Source organism: Mesorhizobium sp. WSM4823 (assembly GCF_055811195.1).
The window spans coordinates 36176-54654 of record NZ_JBVVQL010000006.1 but is presented as its reverse complement, the minus strand read 5'-3'; the positions used below and the strand labels follow the sequence as shown (position 1 = coordinate 54654).

Annotated in this window: 18 protein-coding genes; 8 read left to right on the top strand and 10 right to left on the bottom strand. The window is 64.1% G+C overall.

Annotated elements, in window-relative coordinates:
- Position 1: 1 nt before the first annotated feature.
- The 6 genes from AC0L26_RS17160 to AC0L26_RS17135 form a co-directional block, all read right to left on the bottom strand.
- Positions 2-1084: a branched-chain amino acid ABC transporter permease gene (locus AC0L26_RS17160; RefSeq protein WP_473633605.1), complete on the bottom strand. Its 1083-nt coding sequence runs from the start codon at positions 1082-1084 to the stop codon at positions 2-4.
- 7 nt (positions 1085-1091) lie between these two features.
- Positions 1092-1979, bottom strand: coding sequence for a branched-chain amino acid ABC transporter permease (locus AC0L26_RS17155; RefSeq protein WP_352937620.1), 888 nt, complete (start codon positions 1977-1979; stop codon positions 1092-1094).
- 4 nt (positions 1980-1983) lie between these two features.
- Positions 1984-2712: an ABC transporter ATP-binding protein gene (locus AC0L26_RS17150; protein ID WP_095482747.1), complete on the bottom strand. Its 729-nt coding sequence runs from the start codon at positions 2710-2712 to the stop codon at positions 1984-1986.
- Positions 2709-3527, bottom strand: a complete 819-nt coding sequence (locus AC0L26_RS17145) for an ABC transporter ATP-binding protein (protein ID WP_473633604.1) — start codon at positions 3525-3527, stop codon at positions 2709-2711. The genes AC0L26_RS17150 and AC0L26_RS17145 overlap by 4 nt, the downstream gene beginning before the upstream one ends.
- 85 nt (positions 3528-3612) lie before the next feature.
- Positions 3613-4908 carry an ABC transporter substrate-binding protein gene (locus AC0L26_RS17140; RefSeq protein WP_473633603.1) on the bottom strand — a complete coding sequence of 432 codons (1296 nt, stop codon included), beginning with the start codon at positions 4906-4908 and terminating at the stop codon, positions 3613-3615.
- 55 nt (positions 4909-4963) lie between these two features.
- The gene (locus AC0L26_RS17135; protein ID WP_473633602.1) at positions 4964-6397 is read right to left on the bottom strand and encodes an amidase; all 1434 of its coding nucleotides are present in this window, start codon (positions 6395-6397) and stop codon (positions 4964-4966) included.
- A gap of 134 nt (positions 6398-6531) precedes the next feature.
- Here AC0L26_RS17135 and AC0L26_RS17130 point away from each other — a divergent pair, with 134 nt between their 5' ends.
- Both AC0L26_RS17130 and AC0L26_RS17125 read left to right on the top strand, forming a co-directional pair.
- Positions 6532-7497 (top strand): LysR family transcriptional regulator, encoded by a 966-nt coding sequence (locus tag AC0L26_RS17130; RefSeq protein WP_473633601.1) that lies wholly within the window; start codon positions 6532-6534, stop codon positions 7495-7497.
- Between the two features lie 125 nt (positions 7498-7622).
- The gene (locus tag AC0L26_RS17125) at positions 7623-8630 is read left to right on the top strand and encodes an aldo/keto reductase (protein WP_473633600.1); all 1008 of its coding nucleotides are present in this window, start codon (positions 7623-7625) and stop codon (positions 8628-8630) included.
- A gap of 4 nt (positions 8631-8634) precedes the next feature.
- Here the strand turns inward: AC0L26_RS17125 and AC0L26_RS17120 are convergent, their stop codons facing one another.
- A complete protein-coding gene (locus AC0L26_RS17120) occupies positions 8635-10074 on the bottom strand; it encodes a LuxR C-terminal-related transcriptional regulator (protein WP_473633599.1) in 1440 nt (479 codons plus the stop codon).
- A 129-nt stretch (positions 10075-10203) separates the two neighbouring features.
- Between AC0L26_RS17120 and AC0L26_RS17115 the strand changes: the two genes are divergently transcribed.
- The gene (locus AC0L26_RS17115) at positions 10204-10512 is read left to right on the top strand and encodes a hypothetical protein (protein WP_473633598.1); all 309 of its coding nucleotides are present in this window, start codon (positions 10204-10206) and stop codon (positions 10510-10512) included.
- A 48-nt stretch (positions 10513-10560) separates the two neighbouring features.
- Complete coding sequence (locus AC0L26_RS17110) at positions 10561-11448, top strand: DMT family transporter (RefSeq protein WP_473633597.1); 888 nt, start codon at positions 10561-10563, stop codon at positions 11446-11448.
- A gap of 45 nt (positions 11449-11493) precedes the next feature.
- Here AC0L26_RS17110 and AC0L26_RS17105 read toward each other — a convergent pair whose 3' ends face one another.
- Positions 11494-12921: a LuxR C-terminal-related transcriptional regulator gene (locus AC0L26_RS17105; RefSeq protein WP_473633596.1), complete on the bottom strand. Its 1428-nt coding sequence runs from the start codon at positions 12919-12921 to the stop codon at positions 11494-11496.
- A gap of 337 nt (positions 12922-13258) precedes the next feature.
- Here AC0L26_RS17105 and AC0L26_RS17100 point away from each other — a divergent pair, with 337 nt between their 5' ends.
- From AC0L26_RS17100 to AC0L26_RS17085, 4 genes are all read left to right on the top strand, one after another.
- Entirely contained in the window at positions 13259-14209 is a 951-nt protein-coding gene (locus AC0L26_RS17100) for a substrate-binding domain-containing protein (RefSeq protein WP_473633595.1), read from the top strand.
- A gap of 222 nt (positions 14210-14431) precedes the next feature.
- Positions 14432-16021, top strand: a complete 1590-nt coding sequence (locus AC0L26_RS17095; protein ID WP_473633854.1) for a sugar ABC transporter ATP-binding protein — start codon at positions 14432-14434, stop codon at positions 16019-16021.
- Entirely contained in the window at positions 16018-17034 is a 1017-nt protein-coding gene (locus tag AC0L26_RS17090; RefSeq protein WP_473633594.1) for an ABC transporter permease, read from the top strand. The genes AC0L26_RS17095 and AC0L26_RS17090 overlap by 4 nt, the downstream gene beginning before the upstream one ends.
- A gap of 45 nt (positions 17035-17079) precedes the next feature.
- Entirely contained in the window at positions 17080-17577 is a 498-nt protein-coding gene (locus tag AC0L26_RS17085) for a GNAT family N-acetyltransferase (RefSeq protein ID WP_473633593.1), read from the top strand.
- A 43-nt stretch (positions 17578-17620) separates the two neighbouring features.
- Here AC0L26_RS17085 and AC0L26_RS17080 read toward each other — a convergent pair whose 3' ends face one another.
- A complete protein-coding gene (locus AC0L26_RS17080) occupies positions 17621-18256 on the bottom strand; it encodes a DUF982 domain-containing protein (RefSeq protein ID WP_473633592.1) in 636 nt (211 codons plus the stop codon).
- On the bottom strand, positions 18253-18468 hold the full coding sequence (locus AC0L26_RS17075; protein ID WP_473633591.1) for a hypothetical protein: 216 nt from the start codon (positions 18466-18468) through the stop codon (positions 18253-18255). Before AC0L26_RS17075 ends, AC0L26_RS17080 begins: the two co-directional genes overlap by 4 nt.
- Between the last annotated feature and the right edge of the window lie 11 nt (positions 18469-18479).

Below are 18479 nucleotides of genomic sequence, written 5' to 3'. Positions count from 1 at the left end.
CTCATTTTCCGGCCGCAGCCGGGCTTTGCACAATGTTGCTCACTATTGGCTTGCTGCCCGTTGGGCCGCTGCGCTTGCGCGCCAGCCAACGGACAAGATCGCCAAAGCGGCCGACCAGCCCCTTCGGCATCAGCACCACCGACAGCGCGATGATCAGGCCGAGGCCGAGCGTGCGGAATTCGCCGCTCTCGCGCATTAGCTCGTCGGCCAGGACCAGCACCACCGTGCCCACCAACGGCCCCCAAAACGTGCCGACGCCGCCGACCACGACGATGGCGATGATGAACATCAGCTGCGACATCGACAGCACGCCGGGGCCGATCGCCTGGAAATGCGCGGCATAGAAACCGCCGGCCAGCCCGGTGAAGAAGGCGGAAATCCCGAAGACCAGAAGCTGCGCCTGGAAGCGGTTGACGCCACGCGCCACCGCATAGCCCGGATTGTCCTTGAGCGCCCGGAAGGCAAGGCCAATCGGGCTTTTGACGATCGCGTAGGTGAAGACCATGGTGATGCCGAACAGCACCGCAATGATCGCATAGTTGCCGACCAGCCACTGCGCTCTGAGCAAGGCCCTGGTGCCGAGATCGCCGAAGCGCGCAAAGCCGACGGCGCCGCCGGTGAACTGGCGGCAGACCGAGCCGACCATAACGAAGCATTCGGTGTCGGTGACGATCAGCAGATACATCGTCTGGGCAATCGCCAGCGTCAGCAGCGCGACGTAGACGCCGGTCAGCCGCAGGCAGGCCAGGCCGACGACGAGCGAGAACAGGACCGCACCGAGCGCGCCGGGCACGAGGGCCGCCCAGACGTTCCAGCCGAAATAGAAGCAGAACATCGCCGTCGCGTAGCCGCCGAAGGCGAAGATCGCCATTTGCGCCAGCGAGAAGATGCCGGAGAAGCCGAACAAAAGGTTCCACTGCGATGCGATCGTTGCATAAAACAGCGCCAGCACGATCTGGCCGAGAATGTAGCGGCTGTCGATCATGAAAGGCAGCGCGATTGCCGCCGCGATCAGCACCAGGCTGATGGCAAGATCGGTCCTGGCTGAGCGGGACATGCGCGACATGGATCTGCTGTCTGTCATGGTGCCCTCACATGCGCCGGATTTCGGCGCGGCCGAAAAGGCCCGATGGCCGCCAGATCAGCACGGCAATGACCACGAACAGCAGCGACGGAAAGCCCCAGCGGGCACCCAGGGCGTACTGGACGAAGGATTCGAGCAGCGCCAGGCCAAGCGCGGCGGCGACCGCGCCCGGCAGATTGCCGAGGCCGGCGACGACGCACATGATGAAGGCTTTCAGCATCGGATCGTTGCCGAGCGGCGGGGACAATTGCGTCATCGACGAGACCATGACGCCGCAGATGCCGGCGAGCGCGCCGGACAGCATCAGCACCTGCAGATAGACGCGGTTGACGGCAACGCCCATGAGTTGGGCCGCATCGCGGTTCTGCGCCGTCGCCCGGATCGCGCGACCCATCCGCGTGCGGCCGAGCGCCAGCGAAACCACCACCATCATGACGACGACGACCGCTATGATCAAAAGGTTCTGCCATGGCAGCGTCAGCGGCCCGAGACGGAAGGCGCCGGCGATCGAGACCGGCTGCTTCAGAGGCTGTCCGCCGTAGGTCAGCAGGATGGCATTCTCGAGCGCAATGCCGATGCCGACCGTAGCAATCATGACGTTGGCTTCGAATGTCGACTTGTCGTTCTTCAGGAGATTGCGAACGATCGCAAAATAAAGGATCGCACCGGCCGCGGCGCCGACGAGGATGGCGCCGGCAAAGCCGATCGCGATCGGCAGGCCGAGCGAGGTGATCACCGTGTAGGCGACGTAGCCGCCAAGCGTCAGCATTGCCGCATGGGCCATGTTGAGCATGCCCATCGAGCCCCAGACCAGCGACAGCCCGACCGTCGCCAGCGCATAGAGCGCGCCGGAGGTGAAGCCGGCGACGAGAATGGCCATGAGAACGTCGGTCATGGCGTCAGCCTCCAAGATAGGTTGCGAGGAGCTCGTCGCGCGCCATCAGTTCGGCGGGCTTACCCGACCAGACGATTGCGCCGTCGTCGAGCAGATGCAGGCGGTCGGCGAGATCCTCAACCCGCGCCGGGTTCTCCTCCACCAGCAGGATCGTCCGGCCGGCTTTGCTCAGTTCGGCAATGACGCCGTAGACCTGATCGATGATCAGCGGCGCCAGGCCGAGCGACGGCTCGTCGATCAGCAGGATGCGTCCGCCCATCATGAGGCCACGGCCGATGCCGGCCATGCGCCGTTCGCCGCCGGACAGGCTCGAGGCGACCTGGTCGCGGCGGTCGGCGAGCTTCGGTAAAAGCGTGTAGACCTCGTCCAGCCGGCGTTTGATCTCGGCCTTGTCCGGCGCCAGATAGGCGCCCATCAAAAGGTTTTCGAGCACGCTCATCTGCGCAAACAGCATGTCGCCTTGGGGCACGTGGGCGACGCCCAGCATCGCCGTTTCGTGTGGCTTTCCCGACAGGCGCTGGCCGTCGATGCTGATCTGCCCGCCGCGCAGCGGCACGAGGCCGGAGATCGTCTTGAGAAGCGTCGATTTGCCATGACCGTTCGGGCCGACGACGGTGACGAACTCACCGGCACGGACGGTCAGCGAAATACCCTTGAGCACTTCGAGGCCGTCATAGCCGGAGACGATGGCGTCCAGCTGCAGGACGGGAGGTTTGGCGGCTGCGCTCGTCATTGCGCCCCCTCGACTGGATTCGTTGCGGCCTGGTCGTCGAAGAATTTCTTCAGCCGCTTCTGCGTGCCTTGTCCCAGATAGGTTTCGACGACGGTCTGGTCCTCGGCCACTTTGTCCGGCCTGCCCTCGAAGATCACCTTGCCGTGGTGCATGATGATGACGCGGCTGGACAGCGCCAGGAGAAAGCGCATGACATGCTCGATCAGCACGATGGTTAGTCCCTGCTCGCGTAGTTTCAGCACCATCGCCATGATCTGGTCGATCTCGGCGACGTTGAGCCCGCCGACCGGCTCGTCCAGGAACAGCATCTTCGGCTTGGTGGCGATGGCACCGGCGATCATCAGGAGCTTGCGGTCGAGCACCGGCAGCCGCGCCACCGTCTCTTCAGCTTTGGACGCAAGTCCGACGAAGTCCAGAGCCTCCATCGTCGCTTGCTGGACATCCCCGCCCAGGCGGAAGCCGGCAAGCCTTCGCCGCTGGCGGCCGAAATAGGCAGCGATCTCTATGTTTTCGCGGACGGTCAAGCTGTCGAAGCCCGCATTGAGCTGAAAGGTCCGGGCCATGCCGAGCTGGCAGATGCGGTCCGCCCCAAGGGTCGAAACCTCGGTATCGCCGAAATGCACGCGGCCGCCGCTGGCCGGCGTGATCCCGGTCACCACATCGAAGAAGGTCGTCTTGCCGGCGCCGTTCGGCCCGCCAATGCCGACGATCTCGCCCGGGTTGACCACCATCGACACGCCGTCGACGGCGGCCAGCGAGCCGAACCGTTTGACGACGCTGTCACAAACCAGCATCGGGCCTGCGGCCTCAGTCATCCTTCGCCTCTGGCATCACGTCTCGACCTCGTGGAAACCAGTCGGGCACATGACCCGGCTGGTTTGGCGCGTCCCTTCCTCCGGTTCATTTGATCCATGGCGGCAGGATGAAGTCGTCCGTCGCGTAGAGCACAGGCGCGATCAGTTTTGGATCAGTCTTGTAATCCTGATGCTGCAGGAACTGGTGCGGCATGCCGAGCGATGGATCCGCCACCTGCGTCGGGTAGCAGAACGCCGATTGGCCCGCCGGATCGGCCCGGTAGGTACCGTTGACCCCGCGATAGACCAGCCGTTTCATGGCGTTGGCCACCTTGGTGGTCTGCTCCTTGTTGAACGGCTCGCCCGGACCGCCGGCGATTGCCGCGGCAAGCGCCCACATCCACAGGCCGTCATAGGTCTGCGATCCGGTGATGTAGGCGGAGTTCGGGCCGAATTTCGCCCGGTAGCTCTCGCGGAACGATTTGGAGAAATCGTCCGGCAGGCAGCCGATCACCGTCGAATAGACGACGCCGTTGACCGCCTCGCCGCCGATCTCGCGGAACGCCGGCAACGACGGTCCATACTGCATGTAGATCAGGCTGTTGATCGGCTCGGCGAGGAACTGGACCATGAACTGCGCCAGGTCCTGCGGCAGGAAATGCGTCACCAGGATCGCCGCCGGCGGATCTTGCCGGAGCTTCGCCAGGGTCGGACCCCACTGGTTGGTCGGGAACGGAACCGTCTCGAACAGGCTGACCTCGAATCCGTATTCGGCGGCCTTGTCGCGGATCGCATTGGCGATGACGATCGAATATTCATTGGCCGACGGGATGATGGCGATCTTCTTGTTCGGCGCCTTCCATTTGCCGTCCGCGGCCAGCGTCTTCAGGAAATTCAGGCAGCCGGGGCCATACCAGAATTCCGGCGGGTCGCCCTGGAAGGAGCTGTAGTAGCGGGCCGGGTCGGTCTTGAACTTCTCATTGTGCGAAATCAGCGTGTTGTAGTGCATCATGATGACGTCGTTGTCGGCGGCGACGTCCATCTCGATCATGTTGGTGCCGAGATTGTAGCCGTTGATGATGACCGGTGCCGTGAAACGGTCGATCAGGCGCTGCATCGACTGGCTGACCAAGTCGGCGCCCATTTCCTTGGTGTCTTCGATGTGGATCTCGACAGGCCGGCCGAGAATGCCGCCCGCCGCGTTGATCTCCTCGGCGGCGAGCTCGAGGCCGTTCTTGAACTCGATGCCGTCGGCGGCGGCGATGCCGGACATCGGCAGGGCCGAGCCGACCGGAATGGGGGTGGTGTCCTGGGCCATCGCCGCATTGTTCATGTCGGCAAGAAGAGCGGCACCTGCGCCCGCGCCGACCACCCCTTGCAGCATTGCACGTCTGTTGATCATGGCAAAATTCCCCTTTTTTGTCGTCGGTTATGGTCTGTTCTTTATACGAAACGGGTCAGGCGACATCCTTCAGGCCAAACGTTTGCGTCAGCGGCCGAAATGCGGCTTCCAGGTCGGCCGCCGCCGAAAGCACGCGGGCATCATCGCCGCGCGCGCCGATGATCTGGAAGCCGACCGGCAGGCCCGCCGCCGTCATGCCGCAGGGGATGACGCAGGCCGGTTGCTGACTGAGATTGATTGGATAGCTGAACGCCGCCCATTCGGTCCAGCGCGACAGGCCGCTGCCCGAGGGAACTTCAAGCCCGACATCGAAGGCCGGAACCGATGTCCCCGGCGAAACGATGAAGTCATAGGCGTCGAGCAGACGGTCCATGGCGGCGCCGAATTCGCCGCGCTGTAACTGTGCGGCAACCAGTGCCTTGGCGTCTAACGCCGCCCCGACCCGGGCGATCTCCAGGAAACCCGGATCGATGCCTGCCCGTTCGGTCTCAGGGATAAGCGCCAGACGCGCGGCGGCACCGGTGAACCAGTGGTGTTGGAAAAGACCGAGAAGATCGCCGCCCGGAAGGTCAACCGCATCGACCGTTGCGCCGAACCTCCCGAAATGCTTCAGCGCCTGCGAAATCGCCGCGGCAATCTCGTCATCCAGCGCGCCGGATGGCGGCTTCGACCAATAGCCGATCCGGGCGCCTTCCAGCGTCGCCTCGATCCGCCCGAGCGGCGCCAGCGTTCCCGCGCCTTGCTGCCAGTCGCTTAGGTCGCGACCGGACATCGTCTCCGCCATAGCGGAAAGATCGGCGGCGCTCCGCGCCATCGGCCCGATATGGGCGACGGTTCCAAACGCGCTCGACGGATAGGCCGGCACGCGGCCGAAGGTCGGCTTCAGTCCGGCGATGCCGGTGAAAGATGCCGGGATACGGATCGACCCGCCGCCATCGGTACCGAGGTGGAAGACGCCGGCTCCGGTGGCGGCCGCCACTGCGGCGCCGCCGGAAGAACCCCCAGGCGTCTTTTCGGCATTCCAGGGATTGCGCGTGATGCCGTAAAGTCCGCTGTCGGTGATCGCCTTCCAGCCGAATTCAGGCGTCGTCGTCTGTCCAATGAAGATGGCGCCCGCTCGGCGCAGCAGGGCAACGGCGGGAGCATCACTGTCGCAAGGCGCAGCCGACGTGGTCCTGCTGCCATAGCGAACGCTCCAGCCCTCGACCCAGACAATGTCCTTCAGCGTCGTCGGTATCCCGTCCGCGGCCGATAGTGGCTCGCCTGCCCGCCAGCGTTTTTCGGAAGCGCCGGCGGCCTCGATCGCAGCCTTGCGATCGATCATGGTGAAGGCGTTGAACAGCGGATTGATCGCTTCGGCGCGAGCAACCGCCGCCGTCGTCACCTCGACGGGCGACAGTGCACCAGTGCGGTAAGCGACGTTGAGTTCCGCGGCGCTCAGGCGGCACAGATCATCGGCGTCGGCGATGGGAGAGATCCCATTCGGCATGCAGTTCGAACCCCTCGTTCCATGGCTACTCTTCCGGCAGCCTTGTCAGCAGAGACAGTTTGCCGGGTTTCTTCACTTCCACAAAATGTATTATTGTGAGTAACATGCGCTATAAAATGCAATAACGAGTTGCCATGAACCTGACCGTCCGGCAGTTGCGCTACGTCTGCGAGGTCGCTCGCCTCGGCAGCGTGCTGGCGGCCTCCAAGTCGCTCTACATCTCGCAATCCTCCATTCTGGCGGCGATCACGCTTGCCGAGGCCGAGATGGGGGCGCGCATTTTCGACAGGCGGCCGGCGCGCGGCGTCTCCATCACGCCGGCCGGCCAACGCTTCGTCGCCGCCGCCCGCGTCATGCTGGCGGCGGAGACGGAGTTCAACCGGTCGATCGGCGACCTCAGCGGGCGCATGCCGAAAGTCCTGCGCATCGGCTGTTTCGAGCCGTTCGGCGCGCTGTTCATGCCGGAGATGCTGCGCAGCTACCTCGACAGTGTCGGCGATGTCGAGATCGACCTTGTCGAGGCCGACCAGGTCCAGTTGCAGGAACGGCTTGTCGCCGGCCAAATCGATCTTGCCATTCTCTACGACATCGGCCCGATCGGCATCGACAGCGTCACCCGCATCTGCAAGGTGCCGGCGCATGCCGTGCTCAACGCGGACGATCCCCTCGCCGCGCGCGACGGCATCTGGCTGGCGGAACTGGCCGCGCGGCCGCTGGTCCTGCTCGATCTGCCGCACACCGCAACCTATCTCCTGACCTTGTTTGACGTGCTGGCCAAACGACCGGAGGTGCGCTTTCGCACGCGCTCCTACGAGACGGTCCGTTCGGCCGTCGCCTCGGGCTTCGGCATGGCCATTTTGAACATGCGACCGATCGGCCGCGCCACCGCCGATGGCGACGAGATCGTTCGAAAACCGATCTTCGACGAATTGCCGCCACCGACACTAATCGTCGCCGACATGTACGGTTCGGCAAAGCCGCTCTTCGTGCGGGTCTTCATCGACATATTCCACCGCTTCTTCGACACGGTCGGCCCCTCCGGCTTTTCGGTGACGACCCCGGAGCGCGAGCCTTTGCTGCTGGTTGCCAGGAAAGGCTGACGGTGATCCTCCTCGGCTCACGCGATCGTGCAATTGGCCCACAGCCAGGCGCCTGTAGAAACTGAGCGAACGCTCTATATCGTCCTGACGCACACGAACCCTGACATTATCCGGAGATCTCATCCATGACTTTGGGCACACGCAAGCTGGGCAGCCAGGGGTTGCAGGTATCGGTGATCGGCCTTGGCTGCATGGGCATGAGCCAATCCTACGGTCCGGCCGACGAGGCGGAATCGATCGCCACACTGCACCGTGCCATCGAGCTCGGCTGCACCTTCCTCGATACGGCGGAAGTCTATGGCCCTCACACCAATGAGGAACTGCTCGGCCGCGCGCTGAAGGGCCGGCGCGACGAGGTGACGATCGCCACCAAATTCGGCTTCCGCATCGAAAACGGCAAGCAGATCGGCACCGACCGCAACAGCCGGCCCGAGCATATCCGGGAGGCGGTGGAAGGCTCGCTCAGCCGGCTCGCCACCGACCATATAGACCTGCTCTACCAGCACCGCATCGACCCGGCGGTGCCGATCGAGGATGTCGCGGGTGCTGTCGGCGAGCTGATCGCTGAGGGCAAGGTGCGCTTCTTCGGCCTGTCGGAGGCCGGTGCGGCCAATATCCTCCGCGCGCATGCCGTGCATCCGGTGTCGGCGGTGCAGAGCGAATATTCGCTGTGGGAACGCAATCTGGAACCGGAGATCATCCCGCTGCTCAGCGAACTCGGCATCGGCCTGGTGCCGTTCGCGCCGCTTGGCCGCGGCTTTCTCGCCGGCGACGTCAAGCGCGCCGAGGACTATCCCGAGGGCGACTTTCGCCGCGGCGATCCGCGCTACCAGGGCGCCAACTACGAAGCCAACGTGAAGGCGGCCGGAATTGTCCGTGACATCGCCACGGCCCAAGGCGCCAGGCCGGGCCAGATCGCACTGGCCTGGCTGCTGCACAAGGGCAGCGACTTCGGGTTGGGCATCGTGCCAATCCCCGGCACCAAGCGCAGAAAATATCTCGAAGAGAACGTCGCCGCTGCGGCGGTCAAGCTGGACGACGCCGCAATGCAGGCGCTCGATGACGCGCTGGCGCCGGGCAAGGTCGCCGGACCGCGCTATAACGAACGCGTCATGGCGATGATCGACCGGTAGGGATCTACGGGAGCTTCGCCAGTCCGGCAGCGTGGCGGATGGCAAGCAACGCATCCCGGTTGGTCACGGGATAGCCTGCGATGAAGCGTTCGACCGAGAAGCCTGGAAATTCGGTTCTCAAGCGGGCCGCGGCGCGCGCCGTCTCGCCGGCCTCGCCCATGGCCGCATGCGAAAGCGCCAGGAACATCAGCACGTCCGGCGACTCCGGCGAACTCCTGCGGAGCGCCGCGATGGCCTGCTCGTGTCTGCCGGCGACGAACAGGATTCGCCCTTGCATGCCGAAATACCAGGGCGGGGCCAGTGGATTGAGGCGCATGGCACGCTCGATGAGCGGGATCGCCTCGGCCGGGTCGCCGACGACAAGCGCCTTGCTGCCGGCCAGCAGCAGGAGTATGCCGGCGTGGTTGGAGCCGTATTCGAGTGCGCGCCGGTGCGCGCGCTCCGCTCCTTCGAGATCGCCAAGGCACGCCCTGACATTGCCAAGGCATGCGTGGGCGCAGCTGTCCGTCGGGTCGAGGCGTAAGGCGTTTTCGGCCGCCGTTCGCCAGTTCTGGATCGACGCCAGCACGTCGTCGCCAAAGCCGTTGCAAGCCTCGACCGAATAGGCATAGGCGAGTTCGGCCCAGCAGTTGGCGAAGGTAGGATCAAGCTCCAGCGCGCGTGAAAACAGGTGGATTGCCTCGGAATTTCCGGCGCGGCTGAACGTAGTGTGCTGTTCGAGAGCAAGCAGATAACAGTCATAGGCCCGCAAGCTGGCCGGCGGCTTGCGGCGAACCGCGTTGCGGCCGACGGTGGCGAGCGTTCCGTAACTGCCGGCGAACACATTGATGATGCTTTCGGTCAGGCTGTCCTGCAGCACGAAAATGTCCTCGAACGGGCGGTCGTAGCGCTCCCTCCACAGGCTGACACCGCTACGGGCATCGGCAAGCTCTATGGTCAAGCGAATCCTCTGGTCGTCGGCGCGCAACTGGCCCGATACGATGTAGGTGACGCCGAGGGCCTTGCCGTCCGCCGCGAAATCGGCCGGCTTGCTGCCCAGCGATTTCATTGTGTGGAAGGCGATGACAGGCAAGCCCGCGTAACGTGCCAGGTCGATGGTGATGTCCGACGACAGGCCGTCGGCAAAGCGGCGCCAACGCTCTTCGGAATTGAGGCATTCGATCGGAAATATGGCGAGCACTGGCGGAGCGTCCGACGGGAGTGATAGCCCGTCCGGCCGAGCGCTGGAAGCGCCACCAAAATACGCCGCGAGCCCGATCTTGGTCCGCACCCCAAGTTTTTCGTAGATGGCCGCAAGGTGGGTGCGAACAGTGGTCGGGGCAATGAAAAGTGCCTTGCCGATTTCGCGATAGGTCATGCCGGCTGCGAATTTTTCCGCGACCGCGCGCTCGCGGCCCGACAAAGCATCGAGCGTCTGCGCTTTCGAAGCGTCATTGACCGTCATGATGAAAACCGCCCCAGGGCAGAATACTACAAATGCGGGAGGCCGAATACTGCATCTGCCCGATCCCGCCGCAGGCGCACGCGTTGCAAGATCGCTTGCAGCAACAAGCTGCAATCAGGGGAGGTTTCCATGCGTCCTGTTTCCATAGTGCTGGCATGCACGATCTTGAGTCTTTCAGCCGCCCAGTCGCCGTCGTTCGCAAGAGGATGCAGGCAGGTGCTGGAATCGGATGTGAAAATCACGAGCATGCGCCTCTATGCCGACATTCTAGCCAATGCCGCCCGCAACGGCTGGGACTACACGCCTGAATCGATCGTCAGCGGTTCAAAGCGGCATTTCGAGGAGATGAAGGTCCAGTTGAACCACGCCGGCTATGAGATCGTGCCCGTCGGCGTCCGCCTGTATTGCAAACGGTTGGACAAGCTGGCTGCCCGCTAGCAACCAGCGATCCGCCCTTTGCGGCAGAAGCTTTGTCGAGACATTGATATGTCGAGGGTGCAGGCCAACTGTCTGCTTCTGCTTGCTGCTGCCTTTTGGGGCTTCGGTAACGTTGCGCAGAAGACCGTGCTGGACCATCTCGATCCGCTCAGCGCCGTGGGCATGCGCTGTCTGATCGCGGGGCTCATGATCGCGCCGCTGACGATGCTCGAATGGGGAAGGAAATTCGGGCCCGGCTATCGGATGAGCCTCACCAAAGTCAGCGCTCTGTTTTCGATTTCCATCATCATCCAGCAGGTCTCCTATCTCGACACGTCGGTTACCAATGCCAGCTTCCTGGTGAGCACGGCAACGGTGATGACACCGCTCGCGGCCTGGTTCCTGATTGGCGAGCGTCCGACTGCTGTCGGCGGGCTTGCGGCTGCCATGACATTGGTCGGTGTCCTGCTGCTGTCCGGGGGCTTGACCGCCAGCTTCAGTCAGGGCGATCTCGCTGCGATACTTTCTGCCGTGTGCTATGCGCTTTGGATGGTCGAGCTTGGCCGCCACATGCAGACCCACGGCGCGCCGGTCGCGACGGCTGCCGCGCAATTCCTCGGCGCCGCCGTGCTCACTCTGCCGCTCGGCGCCATTCAGGGCAATTTATCGCTGGCTGCCATCAGCGATGCTGGCCCGGAACTCGCCGTGCTCGGCATCTTCTCGACCGGTGCCGCCTTCGGCATCCAGACGATTGCCCAACGCTTCACGTCTGCCAGCCATGCCGCGGTGATCGTCAGCGCGGAGAGCGTGTTCGGAGCGATTGGCGCGGCAATATTTCTGGGCGAGCGGCTGTCGCCGGTCGGAGCAGTCGGTGCTGCATTTGTATTTGGATCAATCACCTTGCTGTCGATGACGACCGACAAATCCGAAATCAGCAAGCCGGCGATGGCAGACTGAGAGATTATCGGGGCAATGCCTGGTCGCGGCCTCCTCGGCAAGGCCTCAACCTAGCCTTGCCAGCTTTGCGGCGTCGCGTATGGCTTGCACGGCATGCGGGTTTGTCACGGGATAGGCTGCGATGAAGCGTTCGACCGAAAAGTCCGGGAATTCTGCTTTCAGGCGGGCTGCAATCCTGGCCGCCTCGCCGGTCTCGCTCACGGCTGCTTGCGCCAACGCCAAAAACATCAGCACGTTCGGAGAATCCGGCGAACTCCGGCGGAGCGCTGCGATGGCTTCACGATGCCTGCCGGCGACGAACAGGATGCGGCCTTGCATGCCGAAATACCAAGGCGGGGCCAGCGGATTGAGGCGCATGGCGCGCTCGATGAGCGGGATCGCCTCGGCCGGATCGCCGGCGACAAGGGCCCTGCTGCCGGCCAGCAACGCCAGTGTGTCGGCATGATTGGAGCCGTATTCGAAGCCACGCTGATACGCGCGCTCTGCCCCCTCAAAGTCGCCGAGACATCCCTTGAGATCACCAAGGCAGGTGTGGGCGGCGCTGTCCGTCGGGTCGAGGCGCAAGGCGTTTTCGACCGCCGCCCGCCAGTTCTCGATTGAGCCCGGCACGTCGTCGCCAAAGCCGTTGCAGGCCTCGATGGAATAGGCATAGGCAAGCTCGGTCCAGGCCCTTACCAGAGTTGGGTCAAGCTCCAGCGCTCGTGAAAGCAGGCGGATTGCCCCCGCATTTCCGGCGCGGCTGAACATGTTGTGCTGTTCGACGCCAAGCAGATAAAAGTCGTAGGCCCGCAGGCTGGCTGGCGGCTTGCGGCGAACCGCATTGCGGCCGACGGTACCGAGTGTGCCGAAACTGCCGGCCAGCACATTGATGACGTTCTCGGTCAGGCTGTCCTGCAGCGCAAAAATATCCTCGACCGGGCGGTCGTAGCGCTCGTTCCAAAGACTGACGCCATTGCCTGCGTCGGCAAGCTCGATCGTCAGGCGAACCCTCTGATCGTCGGCGCGCAACTGGCCCGAAACAATGTAGGTAGCGCCAATCGCCTTGCCGTCCGCCGCGAAATCGGCTGGCTTGCTGCCCAGTGATTTCATCGTGTGGAAGGCGATGACAGGCAAATCTGCATATCGCGCCAGATCTATGGTGATGTCCGACGACAGGCCGTCGGCGAAGCGGCGCCAACGCTCTTCCGAATTCAAGCATTCGATCGGAAACATGGCGAGCACCGGCGGAGCGTCCGAAAGGGGTGGCTGCCCCTCTGGCCGGGTGCCGGAGGCACCGGCAAAATGCGCTGCGAGGGCGACCTTGTTGCGAACGCCAAGCTTATCGTAGATCGAGGCAAGATGGGTGCGCACGGTCGAGGGAGCGATGAACAACGCCTCGCCGATCTCGCGATAGGTCAGGCCGGCGGCAAATTTCTCCGCGACCGCGCGCTCGCGGTCGGAGAGAGCTGGCGAAGGCGTCGCGATGCGGTTCACGGCAAATTTCCTGCCACCGGACGGAGAGATGAATTCAACTGGCTGCCGACGCAGGATACTACAAATGGTGAACCCAAAACACCGCATCTGGCCGATTGTGCCGTCGCCCTTCGGACGCGGCTCCATTCAGTTTCCCGTTCTTGCGCAAACCTCCGGCCTTGGCTAGCATCCGCCCGCAGGCACCGAGCGGAGGAGAACGTCGCGGTGGACCGGCTGGAGCGCCGTTGCGTCCCCTTGGGCGCTCAAAGACACTCCATTTTTAGATCGACGCATGAACCTGCCGGAGACCCATTCCGGTTTTCGGGGTCGTGCGCTCATGGTGGAGGAGACTAAATTGATGAACAGACGTGAATTCCTGCTGTCGTCCGTGGCGATAGGCACATTGGCGCTGGCCGCTCCGCAACCGGCATTCGCCCAGGACAAGCTGACCATCCTGGGTTCGGTGCCGAGCCTGGGCTTTCCGTTCTTCGTTCACATGCTGAACCAGATCAAGGCGGAGGCGCAGGCGCAAGGCGTCAACCTGACCGAGAGCGATGGCCAGAATTCGGCGCCCAAACAGACCGCCGATATCGAGGCGGCGCTCGTGCAGAAGGTCAACGCCATCGTCATCTCGCCGCTCGACGTCAATGCGCTCGCCCCGGCCATCGAGCAGGCGGTGCAGGCCGGCATTCCCGTCGTCACCATCGACCGCCGCGTCGACGGCGTCGAAGGCATCCTGGCCCATGTCGGCGCCGACAATGTCAAGGGCGGCGAGGCCGAGGCACAGGCCATGGTGGCGGCGTTCCCGAACGGCGCCAAGATCTTCCATCTCCAGGGCCAGCCCGGCGCCGGTCCGGCGATCGACCGCAACAAGGGCGTGCATAACGTTCTCGATCCGCTGAAGGACAAATACCAGATCGTCTTCGAGCAGACCGCCAACTTCGCCCGCGCCGAGGCGCTCTCCGTCACCGAGGCCGGCCTTGCCGCCAACGGCAAGCCCGACGCGATCATCTGCGCCAATGACGACATGGCGCTCGGCGCGGTTGAAGCCTGCGCGGCGCGCAACTTCACCGACGTCAAGATCTACGGCTTCGATGCGCTTCCCGAAGCGCTGGTCGCCGTGCGCGACGGCAAGCTGGCCGGCACGGTCGAACAGTTCCCCGGCGAGCAGTCGCGCACCGCGGTGCAGATCGCCGTCGCTTACGCCAAGGACAAGACCGAGCCAAAGGAAAAGCTGGTGCTTTTAACGCCGATCGTCATCGGCAAGGACAATCTCGACAAGGCTGAAAGGCTCGGCGAGACGAAGTAGGCTAATTGGTAAGGCCGGCGGGACAGTACCCCCCTCTGGCCTGCCGGCCATCTCCCCCGCAAGGGGGGAGATCGGCAGTTTCGGCGGGGCGCCTTCTTCCGGACGCCGGAGATTGGCGAAAGCCGAAGTGACGCCCAATCTCCCCCCTTGCGGGGGAGATGTCCGGCAGGACAGAGGGGGGTGTTCAAGCTCGGCCTGAACAACTGCATCGAGGAGCATCTTTTGCCAGCCGAAGCCTTGAAGCAATCACAGAGCCCCGCCCTCCTCGCCGTCGAGGGCGTGACCAAGCGCTTTGCCGGCGTGACCGCACTCAGCGACGTCTCGCTCGAGGTCCGGCCCGGCGAAATCCTCGGCCTGCTCGGCGAGAACGGCGCCGGCAAGTCGACGCTGCTGAAGATCCTGTCCGGCGTGATGCCGCCTAGCAGCGGCCGCATCGTTTTCGACGGCGTCGAATTCAATCCGCACAACCCGCAGGATGCCAAGCGCCTCGGCATCGTCACCATCTACCAGGAACTGAGCCTGATCCCGACGCTGATCGTGGCGGAAAACATCTTCATCGGCCGCGCGCCGCTTGGTCCGCTCGGCCTGGTCAGTTGGCGCAAGATGGAGGACGACTCCCGCGGCATCATCGCCCGCGTCGGTCTGGACCTCGATCCGGCGACGCCGGTGTCGGCACTGTCTGTCGCCGAGCAGCAGTTGGTCGAGATCGCCCGCGCGCTATCGCTGAAAAGCCGTCTTATCATCATGGACGAGCCGACCTCGGCGTTGACCGAAACCGAAGTGCAGAAGCTGATGTCGATCATGGACCGGCTGCGCAAGGATGGCGTCGCCATCATGTTCGTCACCCACCGGCTGGAAGAGGCCTCCGCCATCTGCGACCGCATGACGGTGCTGCGCGACGGCAGGCTGGCCGGCCATCTCGATCGCGAGGGCGGGCCGATCAAGCTGCCGAAAATCATCGAGAAGATGGTCGGTCGCGCCGCCTCCGAGCTTTATGCCAGGCCGACGCAGCGCGACGTTGCCGGCGACGTCAGGCTTTCCGTGCGCGGCCTGCGCACGGTGCGCGATCCGCAGGCGCCGCACGCCATCGTGCTCGAAGGCGTCGACCTCGATCTCAAGGCAGGCGAGATCCTCGGTGTCGCCGGCCTCGTCGGCTCCGGCCGCACTGAGCTCGCCCGCGCTATCTTCGGCGCCGACCGCATCGCCGCCGGCACCATCATGCTGGACGGCAAGACGATCGCGCCAGCATCGCCCGCCGACGCCATCGCGCTCGGCATCGGCCTGGTGCCGGAAGACCGCAAGCATCAGGCGATCTTTGCCGCGCTTGGGATCCTGACCAATTTTTCGATCGCGGCACTCGGCCGCTACTCCAACGCCGCAGGCTTCATGACCGAGCGCCGCGAGCGCGAAGCGCTGGCAAGCTACAGGAAGACGCTGTCGATCCGCATGGCCTCGCCCGAGCAGCCGATAGAGGGACTGTCCGGCGGCAACCAGCAGAAGGTCATCCTTGCCCGCTGGCTGGCGCGCGATCCCAAGGTGCTGATCGTGGACGAACCGACGCGCGGCGTCGATGTCGGCGCCAAGGCCGAGGTGCACCAGATCCTGGTGCAGCTAGCGGCGCGCGGCATCGCCATCATGATGATCTCCTCCGAATTGCCCGAAGTGTTGGCAGTGTCGGACAGGATCGTCACCATGCGGCGCGGACGCATCACCGGCGAGATGCCCGGCATCGAGGCGACAGAGGAAAAACTGATGGAACTGATGGCGCTCGACCAAATGCAGGAAGCCCAGAATCAGGAAGCAATGCAATGACCAGCACCACCGAACCGAGCCAGCGCGGCGGCATCAATGTCGCGCGCCTGCTGATGAGCTTTGGCCCGCTGATGTTCCTGGCGCTGCTGATCGTCGTCTTCACCGTCCTGAAGCCGAGCTTCATCGATCCCATCAACATCTTCAACATCATGCGGCAGATCTCGATCACCGGGCTGATCGCGCTCGGCATGACCTTCGTCATTCTCACCGCCGGCATCGACCTGTCGGTCGGCTCGCTGCTGGCCTTCTGCGGCATGGTCGCGGCGGTGGTGGCCAAGGGCGGCACCGCCAACACGCTGTCGCTGTCGACGTCGGGGACGCAAGGTTATGGCTGGTTCGCCGCGCTTCTGGCCGCCGTCGTCGTCGGCGCCTTGGCCGGCGGCGTCCAGGGCTTTGCCATCACCAGGCTGAAAGTGCCGCCCTTCGTCGTCACGCTCGGCGGTCTCACCGTGTTTCGCGGCCTGACGTTGACGATCTCCAACGGCGGCCCGATCTCCGGCTTCGATGCCTCGATGCGCTGGTTCGGCACCGGCCTGATCGGCCCGGTGCCGGTGCCGGCGATCATCTTCGCGATTGCCGCGATCCTGTGCCACATCGTGCTGCGCTACACGCGCTACGGCCGCGCCGTCTACGCCGTCGGCGGCAATGCCGAAGCAGCAAGGCTGTCCGGCCTGCGCGTCGATCGCATCCTGATCTCGGTCTATGTCATCGTCGGCTTCTTCGCCGGCCTTGCCGCCTTCGTGCTGTCGGCGAGGCTCAACTCCTCGGAAGCCGTCGCCGGCATCGGCTACGAACTGACGGTGATCTCGGCCGTCGTCATCGGCGGCACCTCGCTGTTCGGTGGCATCGGCTCGGTCGGCGGCACGGTGGTCGGTGCGGCACTGATCGGCGTGCTGCAGAACGGGCTGCAGTTCAACAACGTCTCGTCCTACACGCAAAGCATCGTCATCGGCCTGATTCTCATTCTCGCGGTGGCCTTCGACCGCTGGCTGAAATCGCGGGTGAGGCGATGATCCGAGGAGCGAAGGCTGCGATGCAATAAACTGCCGGAGGTAGCGATGACTAAAATCAGGGCCATGACCGAACAGGACGTGCCGTCGGTGTCACGGCTCCTTGGACAGTCCTGGCGCCGGACCTACTCGCCAATCATGGGGGCCGAGACCACGGCACGCATCTCGGACGACTGTCACACGCCGCAGAAGATCGCGGCGGAACTGGCCGACGACAACAAGATGTCATTCGTTGCGGAACGGCCGGACGGCTCGATCGCCGGCTACGCGATGGCCGAGATGGATGAAAACGGCGATGTCATGCTCGACCGGCTCCACATCGACAACAGCGAGTTCGGCACAGGGCTGGCCGCCGATATGCTGCACGCTGTCTTTGCCGCCCATTCGGGCATCCCCAGCATCGCCCTGGAAGTGATCGAGGGAAACGACCGGGCACTGGCCTTCTATCGCAAGCACGGGTTCGAAGTGGTCGAGCGCAGGCCCGCGTCCCACGGCGTGGAAGGCCATGCGTCATTCATCATGCGCAGGCCGCTGCCACGGGCTTAGGTCAGGCCGCATGGTTCCGCGCTCGGCGCGCCTCGTCTTCCACTCACGCCGGTGCGTTGACGCGCTGCGAACGCGTCGCCCAATCGACGACCGTCCCGCCCGCAACCGTAGAGCTCGTCTGCGGCGCGAGAAGATCGTTGCGGCGGGCGAACGCCACGAAGGTCGCCCGCGCCGTCTCGGCGTCGATCTCTCCGTCCATTGCGGCCCGGCAGGCCTTTGCCGCGATATCATGCGCGGCCGTCCGGCTCGCCGACGGCCAGTCGACAAGCAGCGCATAGGCTTCAGCCGCGCTTTCTATCTTGGTCGGTATGCCGAGGCCGGTAAGGATGGTGACCGGCTTTTCAAAAGAAGAACGATCCATCACACTCTCCTTTGGAAGCTCAACTGGCGCCTTTCCCGGCTCAACTGGCCGGCCGCTGCGATCCTCAAGAGCGGCCTGCGGGATGACAGCGCCGATCAGCGAATGCAACACTGCAGGCCGCGGCGGCATGCTCGGCCGTGGCAGCAGCCGGTGCACCTTGGCCAGCGTCTCCAGCCAGGCCATTACGACAAGAGGCGGATGTTCACGCCCGTAGAGCCAGGCCTTTACGTTGGCGACCGGATAGCCCGCCTCTTCGGCGAAATCGGCTTCCGACCACCTCAGCAGGCGCAGACACTCACGCATCCGCGCAGCAATCATTTGCGCTCCTCCTTGCCGGCTCCCAATCGTTGAGCCGACAGGAACATCAGCGTATAGGCCGCCTTGCGACGGTCCCAGCCGGCCGACGCGACCGCATCCAGCAATCCGTCGACAAGCGGCGCCAGCGCCGTCTTGCACTCCGTTTCATAGTTGAAATCGGTCCTGGGAAGAGTCGGCGCGGCGATGTTTCCAAAACTGTTCATCATGTCCATGGCAACACCTG

What these genes read in the sequence shown, in the direction of transcription:
- AC0L26_RS17110 (WP_473633597.1), top strand. Translation starts at nt 10,561, where the DNA reads ATGTCGAGGGTGCAGGCCAACTGTCTGCTTCTGCTTGCTGCTGCCTTT.
- AC0L26_RS17090 (WP_473633594.1), top strand. Translation starts at nt 16,018, where the DNA reads ATGACCAGCACCACCGAACCGAGCCAGCGCGGCGGCATCAATGTCGCG.
- AC0L26_RS17140 (WP_473633603.1), bottom strand. Translation starts at nt 4,908, where the DNA reads ATGATCAACAGACGTGCAATGCTGCAAGGGGTGGTCGGCGCGGGCGCA.
- AC0L26_RS17145 (WP_473633604.1), bottom strand. Translation starts at nt 3,527, where the DNA reads ATGACTGAGGCCGCAGGCCCGATGCTGGTTTGTGACAGCGTCGTCAAA.
- AC0L26_RS17135 (WP_473633602.1), bottom strand. Translation starts at nt 6,397, where the DNA reads ATGCCGAATGGGATCTCTCCCATCGCCGACGCCGATGATCTGTGCCGC.
- AC0L26_RS17125 (WP_473633600.1), top strand. Translation starts at nt 7,623, where the DNA reads ATGACTTTGGGCACACGCAAGCTGGGCAGCCAGGGGTTGCAGGTATCG.
- AC0L26_RS17130 (WP_473633601.1), top strand. Translation starts at nt 6,532, where the DNA reads ATGAACCTGACCGTCCGGCAGTTGCGCTACGTCTGCGAGGTCGCTCGC.
- AC0L26_RS17120 (WP_473633599.1), bottom strand. Translation starts at nt 10,074, where the DNA reads ATGACGGTCAATGACGCTTCGAAAGCGCAGACGCTCGATGCTTTGTCG.
- AC0L26_RS17160 (WP_473633605.1), bottom strand. Translation starts at nt 1,084, where the DNA reads ATGACAGACAGCAGATCCATGTCGCGCATGTCCCGCTCAGCCAGGACC.
- AC0L26_RS17115 (WP_473633598.1), top strand. Translation starts at nt 10,204, where the DNA reads ATGCGTCCTGTTTCCATAGTGCTGGCATGCACGATCTTGAGTCTTTCA.
- AC0L26_RS17075 (WP_473633591.1), bottom strand. Translation starts at nt 18,468, where the DNA reads ATGGACATGATGAACAGTTTTGGAAACATCGCCGCGCCGACTCTTCCC.
- AC0L26_RS17150 (WP_095482747.1), bottom strand. Translation starts at nt 2,712, where the DNA reads ATGACGAGCGCAGCCGCCAAACCTCCCGTCCTGCAGCTGGACGCCATC.
- AC0L26_RS17100 (WP_473633595.1), top strand. Translation starts at nt 13,259, where the DNA reads ATGAACAGACGTGAATTCCTGCTGTCGTCCGTGGCGATAGGCACATTG.
- AC0L26_RS17155 (WP_352937620.1), bottom strand. Translation starts at nt 1,979, where the DNA reads ATGACCGACGTTCTCATGGCCATTCTCGTCGCCGGCTTCACCTCCGGC.
- AC0L26_RS17080 (WP_473633592.1), bottom strand. Translation starts at nt 18,256, where the DNA reads ATGATTGCTGCGCGGATGCGTGAGTGTCTGCGCCTGCTGAGGTGGTCG.
- AC0L26_RS17085 (WP_473633593.1), top strand. Translation starts at nt 17,080, where the DNA reads ATGACTAAAATCAGGGCCATGACCGAACAGGACGTGCCGTCGGTGTCA.